At 71.5% G+C, this 17,321-nt stretch carries 14 protein-coding genes; 7 read left to right on the top strand and 7 right to left on the bottom strand.

Going from position 1 to position 17,321, the window contains the following annotated elements; translation table 11 throughout:
- The first annotated feature begins 111 nt into the window (after positions 1 to 111).
- Positions 112 to 993, top strand: a complete 882-nt coding sequence (locus tag ACIBJC_RS28450; protein WP_399297214.1) for an alpha/beta hydrolase family protein — start codon at positions 112 to 114, stop codon at positions 991 to 993.
- Between the two features lie 262 nt (positions 994 to 1,255).
- Here ACIBJC_RS28450 and ACIBJC_RS28445 read toward each other — a convergent pair whose 3' ends face one another.
- The gene (locus ACIBJC_RS28445; protein ID WP_399297212.1) at positions 1,256 to 1,594 is read right to left on the bottom strand and encodes a MerR family transcriptional regulator; all 339 of its coding nucleotides are present in this window, start codon (positions 1,592 to 1,594) and stop codon (positions 1,256 to 1,258) included.
- 1,230 nt (positions 1,595 to 2,824) lie between these two features.
- Between ACIBJC_RS28445 and ACIBJC_RS28440 the strand changes: the two genes are divergently transcribed.
- From ACIBJC_RS28440 to ACIBJC_RS28430, 3 genes are all read left to right on the top strand, one after another.
- Positions 2,825 to 4,081: a sensor histidine kinase gene (locus tag ACIBJC_RS28440; RefSeq protein ID WP_399297341.1), complete on the top strand. Its 1,257-nt coding sequence runs from the start codon at positions 2,825 to 2,827 to the stop codon at positions 4,079 to 4,081.
- Complete coding sequence (locus tag ACIBJC_RS28435) at positions 4,078 to 4,737, top strand: response regulator (protein WP_399297210.1); 660 nt, start codon at positions 4,078 to 4,080, stop codon at positions 4,735 to 4,737. The genes ACIBJC_RS28440 and ACIBJC_RS28435 overlap by 4 nt, the downstream gene beginning before the upstream one ends.
- 176 nt (positions 4,738 to 4,913) lie before the next feature.
- Positions 4,914 to 5,507, top strand: coding sequence for a Uma2 family endonuclease (locus ACIBJC_RS28430; protein ID WP_399297208.1), 594 nt, complete (start codon positions 4,914 to 4,916; stop codon positions 5,505 to 5,507).
- Between the two features lie 100 nt (positions 5,508 to 5,607).
- On the opposite strand, the gene ACIBJC_RS28425 is transcribed toward ACIBJC_RS28430, so the two are convergent.
- On the bottom strand, positions 5,608 to 7,248 hold the full coding sequence (locus ACIBJC_RS28425) for an ABC transporter permease (protein WP_399297206.1): 1,641 nt from the start codon (positions 7,246 to 7,248) through the stop codon (positions 5,608 to 5,610).
- On the bottom strand, positions 7,245 to 8,192 hold the full coding sequence (locus ACIBJC_RS28420) for an ATP-binding cassette domain-containing protein (protein WP_399297204.1): 948 nt from the start codon (positions 8,190 to 8,192) through the stop codon (positions 7,245 to 7,247). The genes ACIBJC_RS28425 and ACIBJC_RS28420 overlap by 4 nt, the downstream gene beginning before the upstream one ends.
- A gap of 161 nt (positions 8,193 to 8,353) precedes the next feature.
- On the opposite strand from ACIBJC_RS28420, the gene ACIBJC_RS28415 reads away from it, so the two are divergent.
- Positions 8,354 to 8,884, top strand: a complete 531-nt coding sequence (locus ACIBJC_RS28415) for a GbsR/MarR family transcriptional regulator (RefSeq protein WP_399297202.1) — start codon at positions 8,354 to 8,356, stop codon at positions 8,882 to 8,884.
- Here ACIBJC_RS28415 and ACIBJC_RS28410 read toward each other — a convergent pair.
- Both ACIBJC_RS28410 and ACIBJC_RS28405 read right to left on the bottom strand, forming a co-directional pair.
- Positions 8,881 to 10,422: a hypothetical protein gene (locus tag ACIBJC_RS28410; RefSeq protein ID WP_399297200.1), complete on the bottom strand. Its 1,542-nt coding sequence runs from the start codon at positions 10,420 to 10,422 to the stop codon at positions 8,881 to 8,883. The genes ACIBJC_RS28415 and ACIBJC_RS28410 overlap by 4 nt on opposite strands.
- A 242-nt stretch (positions 10,423 to 10,664) precedes the next feature.
- The gene (locus ACIBJC_RS28405) at positions 10,665 to 11,612 is read right to left on the bottom strand and encodes a diacylglycerol kinase family protein (RefSeq protein ID WP_399297198.1); all 948 of its coding nucleotides are present in this window, start codon (positions 11,610 to 11,612) and stop codon (positions 10,665 to 10,667) included.
- A gap of 228 nt (positions 11,613 to 11,840) precedes the next feature.
- Here ACIBJC_RS28405 and ACIBJC_RS28400 point away from each other — a divergent pair, with 228 nt between their 5' ends.
- On the top strand, positions 11,841 to 13,124 hold the full coding sequence (locus tag ACIBJC_RS28400) for an adenylosuccinate synthase (RefSeq protein ID WP_399297196.1): 1,284 nt from the start codon (positions 11,841 to 11,843) through the stop codon (positions 13,122 to 13,124).
- Between the two features lie 135 nt (positions 13,125 to 13,259).
- On the top strand, positions 13,260 to 13,724 hold the full coding sequence (locus ACIBJC_RS28395; RefSeq protein ID WP_399297194.1) for a VOC family protein: 465 nt from the start codon (positions 13,260 to 13,262) through the stop codon (positions 13,722 to 13,724).
- Positions 13,725 to 13,809: 85 nt separating this feature from the next.
- Here ACIBJC_RS28395 and ACIBJC_RS28390 read toward each other — a convergent pair whose 3' ends face one another.
- On the bottom strand, positions 13,810 to 14,514 hold the full coding sequence (locus ACIBJC_RS28390) for a lytic polysaccharide monooxygenase (RefSeq protein ID WP_399297192.1): 705 nt from the start codon (positions 14,512 to 14,514) through the stop codon (positions 13,810 to 13,812).
- Positions 14,515 to 15,433: 919 nt separating this feature from the next.
- Positions 15,434 to 17,314 carry a serine/threonine-protein kinase gene (locus ACIBJC_RS28385; protein ID WP_399297190.1) on the bottom strand — a complete coding sequence of 627 codons (1,881 nt, stop codon included), beginning with the start codon at positions 17,312 to 17,314 and terminating at the stop codon, positions 15,434 to 15,436.
- Positions 17,315 to 17,321 lie beyond the last annotated feature (7 nt).

Raw genomic sequence — 17,321 nt, 5'->3', positions numbered from 1 at the left:
GGGGCCGAGGGCGGGCGCCGTCCGGCCAGCGGTGACAGCGACGCCCGCCGGGCTGATAGCGTCCCCGCTGATCAGGTCAATTCGGCCCCCGTACCGAAAGGTTGGAGCAAGATGCCGGACCCCGCCGCGCACGACGCCATCGCTCGTGACGCCGCAGAGACCGAATCGGTCCTCGCCCGTCCGGTCGTCCGGCCCGATGCCACCGCCGCGTACGGCGAACACCCTGATCAGGTGATCGACTTCTACGCTCCCCGGGGCAATCAGGAGCGGGTGCCGCTCGTCGTCGTCCTGCACGGCGGCGCGTGGCGCGCGCCGTACGACCGGTGGCACCTCACCCCGTTCGCGGACTTCCTGGCCCGGCGCGGCTTCGCCGTCGCCAACGTCGAGTACCGGCGCGGGCCCGGCTCTCCCGAGGACGGCGGCGACCCGGTGGCGGGGCGCTGGCCCGAGACGTTCGACGACGTGGCCGCCGCCCTGGACGCCCTGCCCGCGCTCGCCGCCGCCGCGCTGCCGCAGGCCGACGTACGGCGCACGGTGGTGACGGGGCACTCCGCGGGCGGCCACCTCGCCCTCTGGGCGGCGGCCCGCCATGTGCTGCCCGAGGGCTCGCCCTGGCGGCTGCCGCAGCCGCCGCCGCTGCGCGGGGTCGTCGCACTGGCGCCGATCGCGGACCTCGCACGCGCCGTCGAGCTGGCGGTGTGCGGCGGGGCGGTGCTCCAACTCCTCGGCGGTGAGGCCGAGTTCAAGCAGCGCAGGGAGAGCGCTGACCCGGCCGCGCTGCTGCCGACGGGGATCGCCACGGCGGTGGTGCAGGGGCGTAAGGACCTCACCGTGCCGTACGAGGTCTCCGAGGCGTTCGTGGAGGCGGCGGGCCTGGCGGGCGAGCTGGTCGGGCTGACGCTGCTGGAGGACGTCGGGCACTTCCCGCTCGTGGACCCGTCGGCGGACGCGTGCGCGGTGGTGGCGGAGGAGATCGCCCAGCTCGCGTGGTGAGCGCGCGGCGGTGCCCGGCGGCCTGGGGGGCGTGTGGCGGCCCGGTGCCGTAACGACCACATCGAGCCGCCGGCCCCGGGCAGTTCGGGCGACTGGTGGGCAAGGCGGGAGGCATCTGCGGCCCGGGGTGGCACCCAGGGCTCCGGGCTCTGACCGGAAAAACATGGTGGAAGGCAGTGCTGCCCGGGACGCTGAAGGTTCCGGGCAGCATGCGTGAGCAGCAGTGGCGAAGCTGGTGGGAATACCGCAGGCCCCAGCCGCCTCAGGACGCGGCTGTTGGATTCGCCGATTCGGCGGGGCGGTGGTGTTCGGCGTTGATGCGCTGGGCTTCCTCAAGCTGGTCTTCGAGGATGATGATGCGGCACGCGGCCTCGATGGGGGTGCCCTGGTCGACGAGCTCCCGGGCCCGGGCAGCGATGCGCAACTGGTAGCGGGAGTAGCGGCGGTGGCCGCCCTCGGAGCGCAGCGGGGTGATCAGGCGGGCTTCGCCAAGGGCGCGGAGGAAGCCCTGGGTGGTGCCGAGCGTCTCGGCGGCCCGGCCCATCGTGTAGGCGGGGTAGTCGTCGTCATCAATGCGGTTGAACGAGTCGTCTGCGGTCATTGCACCTCTCTGTGAACCATGCTGGAGGGGCCCTGGTGCCGTACGGCACCAGGGCCCCGAAGGAACTGCTACACCATCTGCCGGCCCTGTTCCTGCGCCGGCCTTCTGTGTCCGCACGACCGTCCGGGAGAGGACGGGGAATGCGGGGATCGCGGTTGCTTGACCGGAGACCACCTCACTATCGATGTCCTGCGGTACCCGGGCTCGATTCGTCCGCCCGGGCGATCCTGATGGCGCTCGGCTCCTCCGTTCTTCCCTCTTGATCAACTACTTACCAAACGGGGAACTGCACACTGCTTTGTACTGCTGGTGAAGCGAACTGCTGGTGATGCGAACTGCTGGTGACCTGAGTAAGCGCCACTCTTCGGCAGCCAGCCCCGTCGCCCGTCCTGCGTCTGCTCTGGCTTGGAACCCCACTGCCGAACCTCCCGGCACGCGCGCCCGCAGCCGACGCCTTTACCGAGGAACCACTGACAATCACACTGCTGGTACTGCGAACTGCACTTGCGTGTACTGACACCGCGTCAACCGCGGTTGTGCTGTCGGCGGCCCCTGATCACTGCGGGCCACCCGGTCCGGTCGTCAGTCCCGTCGCCGTCCTGCAACAAACCTGGCTTCGGAACTCCACCACCGCACCGTCCTGCGCACTGCGACTGCGTGTACTGCTGCCCGCCAGTTCGTTTCTGCCGGGCCGTGTTGATCTCGGCTACGAGAGAAACCATAACCACACCACCGCCCAATGTCTACTCCGGCCGCCACAGATTTCCGGGTGTTCGACAGAGAGGTAATCGGGCCCGTCCGGATGAGGGGGTCTCGGGGCGGGGCACGAGGGGCGGGTAGGCAGGAGCGGGCATTGGCGAGCCGGAGACCAGGGCGAACCTGATGGACACGATGTGCGTCGACGCCACGACCATCCGTTCCGCGACCGCCGTCGCCGATGCGCGCGAAACCGCCCGGGCCTTCGAGGGCATCCGGCCCGACCTCCTCACCCCCACCGGCCGCCGCAAGGGACCCAGCCCCAGCCTCTCCAGCATCTACCGGGCGCTCGCCGAGCGCGTGAAGACCCAGACATGTCCGCTCGCCGTAGCTAGTACGAGAACAGGGCCTCTAGTACCTGGGACGGACGGCGAAGGATCCGCTTTGCTGGTGACGCCCGGGCCCGGTCCGCCCCCCTACCTTGGGGAAGTGACCGAAACCGAATCCGGGAAGCCCCAGGACAACGAGCTCCGCATGGCCAAGGGTGCCTACGGCAGCCTTCGCCTGGACCTCTTCGACAGCGCGTTCGACTACCGCCCGCTGCCGCCCATGCGGCTGGACGGCCGCTTCACCCGCCGGGTGCCCGCGCGGATACGTGAGTTCGCGGGGTGGGCCCCGCACGCCTTCATCGTCGCCGTGGCGCTGATGATGTTCACCATCTCCATCGACGGCGGCGGCGCCGGTGCGCTCGGACTCCTGCCGGTGTTCCCCCTCCTGCTGACCCTGATCAGGCCCGTTCTCGCCTGGTGGGCCGCGCTGGGGGTCAGCCTGGTCACCAATGTCCTCAGCAATCACGACTGGCCCTGGACGCCCACCTCCTTCGTCGGCTACCTCCTCGTGATCACGGTGGTGGCCCTCCGCACCACCCCGCGCACCGCCGCCTGGATGTGGGCGATGACCGCCGCGTACGCCGCGTTCTCCGAGGTCTTCTTCAACCGCGGGTACAGCTACGGCGGCTCCACCTCCGCCATGATGCTCTTCACCTCCGCGCTCGTCCTGCTGGCCGTGAGCATGCTCCAGGTCCGTCGCAAGGCGGACCAGGAGGTCGCCGCGCAGCAGAGCGTCACGGCCGTCGAGCGGGGCCGGCGCACGCTGCTGGAGGAGCGCACCACCATCGCCCGCGAGCTGCACGACGTGGTCGCCCACCACATGTCGGTGGTCGCCATCCAGGCCGAGGCCGCCCCGTACCGCGTGGAGAACCCGCCGCCCGAGCTGGAGCAGGCGTTCCTCACCATCCGCGAGAACGCGGTCGCCGCCCTGACCGAGCTGCGCCGCATCCTCGGTGTCGTACGGGCGGACGACTACGAGGCGCCCGACGCCCCGCAGCCCACGCTCGCCGACCTCGACGGCCTGATCGACAACGTCCGTGACGCCGGGCTCACCGTGGAGAAGACGATCACCGGCGCGGTACGGGAGCTGCCGCAGGGCGTGGAGCTGTCGGCGTACCGCATCGTCCAGGAGGGGCTGAGCAACGCGCTGCGCCACGCGCCCGGGTCGACGGCGCGCGTCGAGGTGGCGTACGTACTCGGCGGTCTGGGCCTGCGCATCGTCAACACGCCGCCGCGCGGCCTGGTCAAGCCGTCGCCGGGGGCGGGGCACGGGGTCACGGGCATGCGGGAGCGTGTCACGATGCTGAACGGCGAGATGACCGCGGACCTCACGGAGGACGGCGGCTACGAGGTCGCGGCCTTCATTCCGGTGGCCGCCGTGCGGGACGGGGACGCGTCATGAGCATCAGGGTGCTGATCGTCGACGATCAGGTGATGGTCCGCGAGGGCTTCTCGGTGCTGCTGAACGCGATGCCGGACATCGAGGTGATCGGCGAGGCGGTGAACGGCCGCGAGGCGGTCCGGCAGGTCGCGGTGCTCCACCCCGACGTCGTCCTGATGGACATCCGGATGCCCGAGATGAACGGCATCGAGGCGACCCGCGAGATCGTCGCGGCCGACTCCGCCGCGAAGGTGCTGGTCCTGACCACGTTCGACCTGGACGAGTACGTCTACCAGGCGCTGCGCGCCGGCGCCTCCGGCTTCCTCCTGAAGGACGCCTCGGCACGGCAGCTCGCGGACGGCGTACGGGTGGTGGCCTCCGGCGAGGCCCTGCTGGCCCCGACGGTCACCCGCCGCCTGATCACGGAGTTCTCCAAACTCTCGGACGCCCCGCGCGGCCCGGCGCTGGCCCGGATAGGGGATCTCACGGAGCGCGAGACGGAGGTCCTGGTGCTGATCGCACAGGGCCTGTCGAACGCGGAGATCGCCGAACACCTGGTGGTCGCGGAGTCCACGATCAAGACACATGTGAGCCGGATCCTGGTGAAGCTGGGGCTGCGCGACCGGACACAGGCGGCGGTGTTCGCGTACGAGGCGCGGCTGGTGACGCCGGGGTAACGGGGTGACGGGGTGACGGGGCGAGGTGAGGCCGGGGGCTCGGAGCGGCCTTGGAGGTCGTGCGGGGTGGCGAGTACTCGTCATGTGATCACTCGCACGGGTGATCGTATCGGGGAGGACCGTTTCGGCTGAGCGTCGGCCGGTCACGCTGGTGTCCGCCTGACAGGAGGTGCACCATGACAGTTATGGCAGAGCGCGCGGTCCAGATGTCCGTCGAGGAGTTCGAAAGGATTGCCAAGCTCGTCGAGCGGGAGTCCGACGCCGTCAGGTTGGAGTTCATCAACGGACGGATCGGAATCAAGGGCATGACGGACGGCGATCACGCCGAGATCATCCGGTGGCTGCAGAAACGCTGTATCCAGGCCCGACCGGACCTGTGGCTGTACGCGGGTGGTGAGATCGGGCTTCTGGTCGAGGCATACCGCCAGGGGCGGGCCAAACCGGACGCGGTTCTCGCGCCGGAGAAGACGTTCGTGGGGCAGGGGGACTGGGCGGATCCGGCACGCGTACTGATGGTGGTCGAGGTGACTTCGTACGACTGGGACACCCATCGACGGGACCGCAAGGAGAAACCGGCCGCGTACGCGGCCAAGGGGATCCCGATCTACTTGCTGGTCGATCGCGACCGCTGCACGGTCACGGTGCACAGCGATCCGGCAGCGGAAGGCTATGGCTACCGCCAGGTGGCGGACTTCGGTAAGAAGATCGTGATTCCCGGTCCCGTCTCCATCGAGCTGGACACCGAGGAGCTGACGGAGTTCGTCCGCTGATGCGCCACGACTGATGCGCCACGACGGCATGTGACACGGCGGCCCGCTTCATCCCCAGCCTGTGGACGAAGCGGGCCGTTCGCATGGCTGCGCATCGGGTTCAGCTCAGCACATCCCGGCGCCGCAGTCCCGCCAGTCCCGCCGCCACCAGCGCCGCCGCCAGCCCCGTCAGGACGAGCACCGGCGTCCATGCCATCTCCGCGCCCGGCAGTTTCGGGAGGTGGCCGAAGGGCGACAGGTCCATCAGCGCCTGGGGGAGGCCGAGGGCCGGGCCGAGCCAGCCGAGGGCCAGGGCCAGTCCGCTCGCCGCCCACGCCGCCACGGCCGCCCTCGGGAACGCCCCGTACAGCAGGACCGCCACCGCGCCCAGCAGCCAGATCGCGGGCAGGTGGACGAGTGCGGCGCCGAGGATTCCGGGCAGGTCGTGGCCGTAGCCCAGGAAGAGGCCCACCGCGCCCAGCAGCATGATCAGTACGGCGCCGCCGAAGGCGATCAGCAGATGGCCGGCGGCCCAGCGCAGCCGGCCGACCGCGCCCGCGAGGACCGGTTCGGCCCGGCCGCCGGTCTCCTCGCCGTACAGTCGCAGGACGGAGGCGACCACGTACAGCGCGGCCACCATGCCGAGCAGGCTCACCATCGTGGCGAGGAACGCGTCCGTCAGCCCCTGTTCGCCGCCCATCCGCTGGATGATCTCGCGGGTCCGCTCGTTGTCGCCGACCAGCTCGGCCGCGCCGTCCGTGATCCCGCCGAACATGATCCCGCTGAGCAGGAACCCGGCCCCCCAGCCGAACACGCTGCCCCGCTGGAGCCGCCACGCCAGCCCGCCCGCCGTGGTGAGTCGGCCCACCGCGGGGCCCGGCCGCGCCGGCAGGAAGCTCATGCCGACGTCGCGCCGGCCGGCGAGGGCGTACGCGAGGACCGCCTGGACGACGACCGCGGCCACCACCAGGAGCAGCACCCACCGGCGTTCGTCGGCGAAGGCCCGTACGTTCTGGGCCCAGCCCAGCGGGGAGAGCCAGGTCAGGACGGAGGAGCCGTCGGTGGTCGCGGCGTCGCCCGCCGCCTTGAGGACGAACGCGACGCCGATGACCGCCGCCGTGAGCCCCTTCGCGAGCCGCGCGTTCTCGGTGATCTGCGCGGCGATCGCGGCGGTGCACGCGAAGAGCATGCCGACCCCGCCCACCGCGAGGCCGAGCGCCGCCGAACCCGCGGTGTCGCCGGTCGCCCCGGCGATCCCGGCCGTGATCACCAGCGCCAGCGCGGCCTGCGCGATCAGGGCCGTGAGCAGCGCGGCGGTCAGCGGCGCCCGGCGCCCGACCATCGCGGCGGAGAGCATGTCCTGACGCCCGGTCTCCTCTTCCTCCCGCGTGTGCCGTACGACGAGGGTGAGGCTGAGCACGGCGGCGAGCGCCGTGCCGAACGCCGTCATCCGTACGGCGGTGAGCCCGCCGATCGAGTCGCTGAAGACGGGTCCGTACAGGGAGCGCAGCGATCCGTTGGAGGCGAGGGAGCGCGCGAGTTCGGCGCGTTCGGCGGCCGTTCCCGCGATCGAGGTGAGGGAGCGGGCGACGGAGAGGAAGGAGCCGCCGAGGACCAGCACCCAGACCGGGAGCATGATCCGGTCGCGGCGCAGCGCGAGGCGCAGCAGCGGGCCGGTGCCGGCGAACGGGCGGGAGCCGCCGGTACGGGCCACGGGTGGGACGCGTGCGGGGCTGGTGTCGGTGGCGGTGTCGGCGGTCATGACGCCACCCGCTCCTCGATCGTCCCGTCAGTTCCGTCGGTTCCGCCGGACGGGACGGCTCCGTCCGCCGCGTAATGGCGGAGGAACAGCTCCTCCAGCGTCGGCGGCGTACTGCTCAGCGAGCGGACCCCCGCCCCGGACAGGCACCGCAGCACGCCGTCCAGCTTGTCGGTGTCGACCTGGAGCCGTACCCGGGGCCCCTGGACGTCGAGGTCGTGCACCCCGGGCAGCCGGTCGAGGCCGGCGGGCGGCCCCGCCAGCTCCGCGCTCACGCTCGTCCGGGTGAGGTGGCGCAGTTCGGCCAGCGAACCCGACTCGACGGTCGCGCCCTTGCGGATGATGCTCACGCGGTCGCAGAGCGCCTCGACCTCGCTCAGCACATGGCTGGAGAGGAGGACGGTCCTGCCCCGGTCGCGCTCCTCGGTGACACAGCTCTGGAAGACCTCCTCCATCAGCGGGTCGAGCCCGGAGGTCGGTTCGTCGAGGATCAGCACGTCCACGTCCGAGGCGAACGCCGCGACCAGGGCGACCTTCTGGCGGTTGCCCTTGGAGTACGTACGGCCCTTCTTGGTCGGGTCGAGTTCGAACCGCTCGATCAGCGAGGCCCGCCGCGCCGCGTCCATCCGGCCGCGCAGCCGCCCGTACAGGTCGATGACCTCACCGCCGGAGAGGTTGCGCCACAGCGTCACGTCACCGGGTACGTACGCCACACGCCGGTGCAGTTCGACGGCGTCCCGCCACGGGTTCCGGCCGAGGAGCTGGGCCGCGCCGGAGTCGGCGCGCAGGAGTCCGAGGAGGACCCGGATGGTGGTGGACTTCCCGGCTCCGTTGGGGCCGAGGAAGCCGTGGACCTCACCGGTCTCGACGGTGAGATCGAGGCCGTCCAGCGCGTGCGTCCGGCCGAACGACTTGTGCAGTCCTGCGACGCTGATTGCCTTCGTCATGCTTCGGAACGTACGCTACGTTCACAAAGTTGTGAAGTTAAGGAAGCGTAAAAAGCGTCCGTTAAGATCGGGACGTGGGGCCCGGGACCCGGGGCGCCGACGTGGGACGTCGCGCGGGAGCAGCGGGAGCAGCAGAGGGCCGGCAGGGAGACGATCAGGCGATGGGTGATCAGGCGACGAACGAGAATGCTCCGTCGCGGAATCCGGCGGCGGTGAGCCGCTTCGTCGAGCGGTTCGCGGCCGTGATGACCGAGGCCGGCATGCAGCGGACGGCCTCCCGGGTCTTCGCCGCCCTCATCGCCTCGGACGACGCGTCCCTGACCTCGGCGGAGCTGAGCGAACAGCTCGGCATCAGCCCCGCCGCCGTATCGGGCGCGATCCGCTACCTCACCCAGGTCGGGATGGCCGGCCGGGAGCGCGACCCGGGCTCCCGGCGGGACCGTTACCGGATACACAACGAGGTCTGGTACACGACGTTCGCGCACCGTGACACCGTGCTCACCCGCTGGGAGAGCGCGCTGCGCGAGGGCACGGAGTCGCTGGGCCGGGACACCCCGGCGGGGGCGCGGATCGCGGAGACGGCCGAGTTCTTCGAGTTCCTGCAGGAGGAGCTGATGGCGATGATGGAACGCTGGCAGGCGCTCCAGGAGAAGCGCAGGGCGGAGGCGACCGAGGGGCCTCGGACCCCCTAGGTCTCCTGAGCCGTCGAGGCGGCCGGCGCGCTCGCGTTCGGCGCCAGCAGCTCCAGATAGGCGCGGGTCCCGGCGTCGTTCGGGTTGATCTCCTCGTACGGGTGCCGGGGCCACAGCGCCCGGCCCTCGATCCAGGGCACGACGGCCGGGGACGGGTCCAGCCAGCCGCGCAGCTCCACCTCCCCCGTGGGGGCGGGCATCCCGAGCCACGGCCGGCGCCCCGTGCCGGGCGGCAGTACGCCGAGCAGCGCCTCCGGCAGGTCGTCGTCCCGGCCGTGGGCGGGGAAGAACAGCAGCACGGGCCCGGCGCCGTACGGATCGTTCAGCAGGACGTACCGCTTGGGTACGGGTACGGGGGCGAGCGCCGCCCGTACGAGCGTGCGCACCGTGGGCACGCCCCGCCGGACCAGCCGGCTCAGCGCCGTCAGCCCCGTAGCCGTGCAGATGCCGCCCATCAGCAGGGTCAGCCACGGCGTCTCGTCGCCCGGGATCAGCCACAGCACCCCGATCCCGGCCGCCACGCCGAGGCTCTGGAACACGGCGGTCAGCGAGGTCAGCTCGCGCAGCGTCCGCACCCGCCACCAGGGCACCGCGCGGATGTCGAGGTCGGGACGGTACCGGTACGGGTACCGCCGGCGCCCGGTCCTGGGGGCGTGCGCGTGGTGCGCCTCGGCGGCGAGGACCGCGTACGTGAAGGTGAGCGGGGCGTGGCGGCCCGTACGGGCCGGGCGATCGGTGGCCTTGGCGAGACTGACGGGCCGGCGGGCGGAGGCGGTGGGCGAAAGAACGGCCGAATCCGTGAGGGGCGATGCGAGTGTGACAGGCGGTGCGGAAGGGCCGGATGTGGCCATGACGGAGGCAGAGGCGGAGGCAGAGGCAGAGACGCAGGCCGATGCAGACGCGGAGGCCGACGCAGTCGCGGACGCGGCCGTCGCCTGGGGCTGGGACTGGTCCTGGGGCTGGGGCTGGCGCGGTGCCGGCCGTTCCAGCAGCCCGCGCTCCACGGCCTCCCGTACGTTCCGCTGCCGCGCCCGTTCCCCCCGTACCGCACGCGTCCAGACGAGCTCCGCACCGCCCGGCGGCGCGATCACCCCGCCGGTCCTGGGGTCGCCGCACCACCACAGCACCCCGCCGGGGCCCGGTTCGACGAGCTGGTAGCGCTGCTGTACGGCGACCACGGCCAGCGGCCACAGATCACCGGTGACCGGGTCGCGCAGGACCACCGTCCCGCCGCGCAGCCCGCGCGGTACGGAGACGGCGGCGCAGGCCCGCCACGGCGCCTCCGCCAGGCGGTCCCTCATCCGGCGGGCGAGCCGCCGGGCGCCCAGGCCGAGCCCGAGCGCGAAGAGGGCCAGTCCGCACAGGGACGGCAGCAGCTCCTCGGGCCAGGTCAGTCCACGGCCCCGGGCGGCCAGCGCGATGACCGCGGCGCCGGCCAGCAGCGCCGCCCCGCCGCGCGCCCAGGTCCCGGCGCGGGTCCGGTAGCGGGTCAGGGCCTCCGCCGTGTCGGGGAGGTCGAGGGCGACGTCCGCCCCCACCGCACCGTCCGGGCCCCCGCCGCCGCCCGGTCTGGACCCGTCTCCCGGTCCGGGCCCCTTCGCCGGTCTGGATCCGTCTCCCGATCCGGGTCTCTCTCCCGGTCCGGGCCCCTCTGCCGCCGTGTCGTGCGTGCCGTGCATGTGTTCCGGTCCCCCCGGGCGTTGTTCGGACGCTGAGGGTAACCGGCCCGCTGACCAGGGAGAAGCCGTACGACCCGGCGGAGACCCGGCGGGGAAGGGTGTCAGCCGCCGGACCGGCCGCCACCCGGGCCGCCGCCCGGCCCCGCGTACGCCCCGGCCACCGCCGTCCCGTTCCCCGTACCGAGGGGCAGGGTCAGCCCCCAGGCGCCCGGCCGCAGTGTCCAGGTCCTGGTACGGACGGGACCGGCGACCCGGGCATCCGCGCGGTAGCGGAAGTCCGCGCCCGAGACGGTGACGGAGAGGGCGCTTGCCCTGACCGGTTCGGCCGCGCCGCGCGTCCGGATCACCACCTCCGCCCGGCCGCCCCGCGACCGTACCGTCACGGCCTCGACCGGTTCGTCCAGATCGCTCAGCACGACGCCGTCCGCCTCCACCCGCAGCCGGTGCGTGTGGACCGCGAGGGCGTGCGGGACGGGGCGTACGAGCGTACGGACCAGGGAACGGCAGGTGTGCCAGACCGAGGCCACCGCGGGCGCGACCCCGGTACCGCCGCCCGGATCCTGGGCCGCGCCCCCGGCTCCCGCATGCCCGGGGAGGGAGGGGAGGGCCGGGATACGGAGATCGCCCAGCACCACCCCGTCGCTGTCGTCGACCAGCAGGTCCAGTCTGCGCACCGCGCCGTCCAGCACCGCCCGCGCCGCCGCCACCGCGCCCGTGGGCACGCCCAGCGAGCGGGCCAGCTCCACGGAGGCGCCCACCGGCACCACCGAGAGCGCACCCGCGGTCAGCCCGCGCTCCCGGTGGAGCAGCGAGACCATCCGCAGCAGCGCCCGGTCGTCGCCCACCAGCACGGGGCGCCGGCTGCCGCGCCGGGCCAGCGCCCGCGCCAGCTCGTCGGGCCCTTCGGGGAAGCAGATTTTCACCGCCGCGCCCCCGCTGAGCACGTCTCTCGCGATCCGCACCGATTCGCCGTCGGTCCGGCCGGAGACCGGGTCGATGACCACCAGAAGCTGCTGCGCGCCGTTCTCGGCGGGCTCCGGAGCCGACACCTCGGTCCTTCCTCGGGTAGCATCTTTGTGCAAGAGCCCCTTGCGCTATTGCGCCAGGGGCTTCGTCTATTCCGGGGCATCCGGTTCGACGGTCAGGTCTGTGTCGTACAACGCTGTGCGATGTCGCAGGCACGGATAACGCATGGTTACGGCGTACTCACGCTGTATGAACGGCGTTTGTGCGCTCCCTGACCTTGGACATGCCCCGCCCGGAAGGGGTGTACGCCTGTGCCCGCACTTGTGCTGCTCGGTGCTCAGTGGGGTGACGAAGGCAAGGGAAAGGCCACCGACCTGCTCGGTGGTTCCGTGGACTATGTCGTGCGTTACCAGGGCGGCAACAACGCCGGCCACACGGTCGTCGTGGGCGACCAGAAGTACGCACTGCATCTCCTCCCTTCCGGAATCCTCTCCCCGGGGTGCACCCCGGTGATCGGTAACGGCGTGGTGGTCGACCCGGCTGTCCTGTTCTCCGAGCTGAACGGTCTTGGCGAGCGCGGTGTCGACACGTCGAAGCTGCTGATCAGTGGCAACGCGCACTTGATCACGCCGTACAACGTCACGGTCGACAAGGTGACGGAACGGTTCCTCGGGAAGCGGAAGATCGGTACGACCGGGCGCGGCATCGGCCCGACGTACGCGGACAAGATCAACCGCACCGGCATCCGCGTCCAGGACCTCTACGACGAGTCGATCCTGGCGCAGAAGGTCGACGCGGCGCTGGAGTCCAAGAACCAGCTCCTCGCCAAGGTCTTCAACCGGCGGGCCATAGAGGCCGGCAAGGTCGTCGAGGAGCTGCTGACCTTCGCGGACCGGCTCAAGCCGTACGTGGCGGACACGACGCTGATCCTCAACAACGCGATCGACGAGGGCAAGGTCGTCCTCTTCGAGGGCGGCCAGGGCACCCTGCTCGACGTCGACCACGGCACATACCCCTTCGTCACCTCGTCCAACCCGACGGCGGGCGGCGCCTGCACCGGCTCCGGTGTGGGGCCGACGAAGATCAACCGTGTCATCGGCATCCTCAAGGCCTATACGACGCGCGTCGGCGCCGGACCGTTCCCCACGGAACTCTTCGACGAGGACGGCGAGGCCCTGCGCCGCATCGGCGGCGAGCGGGGCGTCACCACGGGCCGCGACCGCCGCTGCGGCTGGTTCGACGCGGTGATCGCGCGCTACGCGACCCGGGTCAACGGCCTGACGGACTTCTTCCTCACCAAGCTGGACGTGCTGACCGGCTGGGAGCAGATCCCGGTGTGCGTGGCGTACGAGATCGACGGCAGGCGCGTCGAGGAACTCCCGTACAGCCAGACGGACTTCCACCACGCGAAGCCGGTGTACGAGTACCTGCCGGGCTGGTCGGAGGACATCACGAAGGCGAAGACGTTCGCCGACCTGCCGAAGAACGCGCAGGCGTACGTGAAGGCCCTGGAGGAGATGTCGGGAGCCCCGATCTCGGCGATCGGCGTGGGTCCGGGCCGCACGGAGACGATCGAGATCAACTCGTTCCTGTAGGTCCCTGGTTCCTGGTTCCTGTAGTTCTTTTCGAAGCTCCATCACACCGCCCCGGCGCCGGAAACGGCGCCGGGGCGGTCGTGTTTGCGCGCGCGGGCCGACCGGATTGTCAGTGGCGGGCCGTACGGTCCTGTCATGGCAGCACGCATCGATCTGACCCTTGACTGCACGAACGCGCGGCTCCTCGCCGCGTTCTGGAAGACGGCGCTCGGCTACGTCGACGAGCCGCCGCCCACGCCCTTCGCCACCCGCGCCGAGTGGCTGGCGAGTCTCGACCTGGAGGAGGACTCCTCCGCCGAGGACGGGGCCTGGCTGTGCGATCCGGAGGGGATCGGTCCACGGTTGTCGATCCTCAAGGTCCCCGAGCCGCGCACGGCGAAGAACCGCCTCCATATGGACATCCGGCTGCCTGTGCACGGCGGCGCCGAGGCGCGTTGGGCGCGGATCCGGGCCGAGGCCGAGCGGCTGGTGGCGGCGGGCGGGACGATCGTGGCGGAGGTCGACGAACACCACATCGTGATGGCGGACCCGGAGGGCAACGTCTACTGCGTCGCGGCAGCGGCCCCGGCGTCGGACCTGGCCTCGGCCCCGGCTTCCTGAGCGCTACGAACGGGCGTCGCACCGGGGGTGCGGCGCCCGTTGTCCTTCGGTGGGGGGCGGGGGACTGCGCCGGGGTGGGGCCGGCTCAGGAGATGGTCACGTCACTGCACATGAAGAACGTCTGGTCCATGTGCGAGGCCTGCCAGATCGTGTAGACGACATGGCGTCCCGTGTACCCCGACGTGGTGACGTCGATGGGGTAGTACTCGGCCGGGGCGTAGGCGGCGGTCCGTTTGACCAACTGCATGTCGCTCCAGTTCAGCGGCTGGGTCGTGGGGTCGAGACCCTGCCTGCTGACGTAGACGAGGATGTAGTCGGCGCCGTGCCGGGCCTGGTCGTACAGGTTGATCTTGAAGTTGCTCTTGATGCTGGTCGTCTTCCACGCGCCGGGGACGTCCATCGAGTTGTAGCGCCCGCCCTCGGTGCGGCCCGCGCTGCAGAGCTGGCCGTTCGGGACGACGGCCTGGAAGTTACCGGCGGCACCGTTGCGGTAGAGGCCGTTCCAGTTCCACATGGCGTTCGTGTTGTCCTGCCACGCCTGCCAGCACATGGGGTCCTGCGTGGCCATCGCCGGGTTCTGGAAGTCGCTGCCCCAGCGCAGCCAGCAGCCGTAGTTGCGGGAGGCGGGGTCGATGACCGATCCGTGGGCGGAGGCGGTGCCGACCGTACCGATCAGGCAGAGCATGACGGTGGAGAGCAGCCCCAGGACGCGCAGGATCCAGCGCTTGGTGTGCCGGGGGCGGGTGACGCGGGTGACGCGGTTGTTCCTTAAGTGCTCATGACAATCCATGATGCGGTCTCCATCTTCCGGGTTGGGGGGATGTGGGGGATCCGGTTATGGGAGCGCTCCCAACGTACTGCGGGACGACGTGGCGTCATAGGGCTGAAACAAACGGAATTACGGGCGTCCGTCGCCGGTGTCCGGCGTGGTCCTCCCGGAGTGGTCCCGACCCGGGGGCGTCACTCCGATGGGTGAACTCCGGCTGTTGCGGCGGGGGTTCGGCGGCGTTGGCAGAACCATTCTGCGGTGGCGGATATCCGCAGGTCAGAGCTGGTTCGGCAGGCGATCCGCAACGAATCGAACGCCGGTCCCGGGCGGTGCTGTTGACACTTGCGCTCGTCACAGTGCGTGGCGTTACAGTCGCGGCAGACCCGCGGATCTGCGATCAGATCCGAGCTTTGGGCAGGAAATACCCCCGCGGTGACCCAATCACCCGGGGGCCCGACACCAGGAGTAGCACCTCCGGATGCGCATTTACCGTACAACGCCCACCCGTTCGTTCTCCACCTTCGCCAACGCGCTGCTGCGCGATCGCTCCATCTCGTGGTGCGCGGCAGGCGTACTCATGTACTTACTCAGCCTGCCGCCCGGCGCCCGCGCCTCGATCCGGTCTCTCGCCGATCAGCGCAAGGAAGGCCGCACGCGGATCGCCGAATCCCTGCGTGAGCTGGAGGAATCCCGCTATCTGCGCCGGTCGGTCGTGAAGGACCGCGAATCGGGGCAACTCTCCACGGTGTGCGAGGTGTTCGATCACCCCTACACGAACGAGGGATCGGGAGCCGTCGGCAACGGTGGCACCGAAGACACCGGAAATGGCCGAAACCTGGCCTCCGGTGAGGAGGCCGCCGGCGTGTCGGGCCCGCTCCCTACGGGAGAAAGGACTGGGGAACAAGAACCTCCCTCCCCGCACCACCGCTCGGTGGTTCGGTCAGCCCGTCTTCGTGTACGTCAGGGACTCCCCGGTCGTCGTCACGCGGCGGAGGCCCCCGTCCGGGAGGATCGTCAGCTCCGTCGCCGCCCCGGGGGTGCAGGAGGACATCGGTTCCCCGGTGGTCACCTCGGACGGGCCGATGCGCAGCGGGCCGTCGGCCGCGGGGGCGGTGGCCAGGGGGGCTTCGAAGACGCAGTGGTACGTGGCGCCGTTCGCCGGGCCTTTCACCGTCAGGGTCAGGACGTCGTCGCCCGGGCCGCCCTGCCGTATGACCAGGGTCCGGGAGCTGTCCTCGGAGCCGCTGTCCGCGCTGCCGTTCCAGGTGCCGAGGTACTGCGCCGGGATTTTTCCGGCGGTCCCCGAGGGGGAGGAGGGGGACCCGGCGCCGGTGCTGGAATCCGGGGTGGGGGCCTGGGGGTTCACGTCCGAGCCCGGGGACGCGGTGTCGGTGACCGGTGCCGTGTCGTTCTTCTTCATCCCGTCGCCGCGCATGACGGCGTACACCGAGCCGCCCGCGCCGATCGCGACGACCACCGCGACGGCGATCAGGGCGATCGTGCCGCGGACACTGCGCGCCGCCGGTTCCTGCGCGGGGGCCGGGCTGCCGTACCCGGTGTGCGGGTAGCCGTAGCCCGCCCGCGGGGGAAGGCCCGGGTGGCCGTACGGGGACGCGGGCGGGGGTGTCGGCGCGAGCGGTGGCTGCGTCGCGCGGTGGTCGTTCGTCGTCGGCGTCCTGTGCGTCCCCGGAGCGGGAGGGGCGGGGTGAGCCGCGGGGGCGTGGGGGCTCTCCGGGCTGCCCGGCGTAGCCCGCGTCGTCGGCGTTGCCGGCGTTGCCGGCGAGGACTGCGAGGACTGCGAGGACTGCGAGGACGGTGAGGATGATCCGGACGATGCGGACGGTCCGGACCGCACGGACGGACCGGGCTCCGTGCTTGCCGTCGGCGTTCGTACCGTCCCCGTCGGGTCCTCGTGTTCCAGCAACCGCACCGCGTGCTGCCCCAATTGCGCCAGCAGCCCGCCCGGCAGCCATGGTTCCCCGCCGGGGCCCGCCCCCGAGTCCTCCGCCTCGCCCACCCGGGCCAGGATGTCCCGCGTGGTCGGCCGCTGCGCCGGGTCCTTGCGCAGGCAGTCGCGTACCAGCTCGGAGAGGCCCTCGGGCAGTCCCGACAGGTCCGGTTCCTCCTGCGCGATGCGGAACATCAGGACGTGCACCGCGGTGTCCGCCCCGCCGAACGGCAGCCGTCCCGTCGTCGCGTACGCCAGGACCGAGCCGAGGCAGAAGACGTCGCACGCCGCCGTCACCCGGTCCCCGCGCACCTGCTCGGGCGCCATGAAGCCGGGCGAGCCCACCAGCGCGCCGGTGCGGGTCAGGCTCTCTTCCGCGACCGTCTCCAGTGCGCGGGCTATTCCGAAGTCGATGACGCGCGGCCCCTCGATCGTCACCAGCACGTTGGACGGCTTGAGGTCGCGGTGGATCAGCCCGGCCGCGTGGATGTCCTGGAGGGCGTGGGCGAGGCCGGACGCGAGGATACGGACGGAACGCTCCGGCAGCGGCCCGTGCCGCCCCGACACCACCGTCTGGAGCGAGGGCCCGGCGACATAGCCCGTGGCCAGCCACGGCACGTCCGCCTCCGTGTCGGCGTCGAGGACCGGCGCCGTCCACATCCCGCCGACGCGCCGCGCCGCCGCCACCTCCTGCCGGAACCGGCCGCGGAACTGTTCCTGCTCGGCCAGTTCCGGCCGGACGAGCTTGACCGCGACCGTACGGCCCCGGTCGGAGCGCGCCAGATAGACCTGGCCCATCCCGCCCGCGCCGAGGCGGGCGAGCAGCCGGTAGGCGCCGATGTGTGTGGGATCTCCTGCTACCAGTCTCTCCATGGCCGCG

Origin of the sequence: Streptomyces sp. NPDC050509 (assembly GCF_044457965.1) — a bacterium.
Classification (GTDB): Bacteria; Actinomycetota; Actinomycetes; order Streptomycetales; family Streptomycetaceae; genus Streptomyces.
This window is presented reverse-complemented; position numbering and strand designations above follow the sequence as displayed.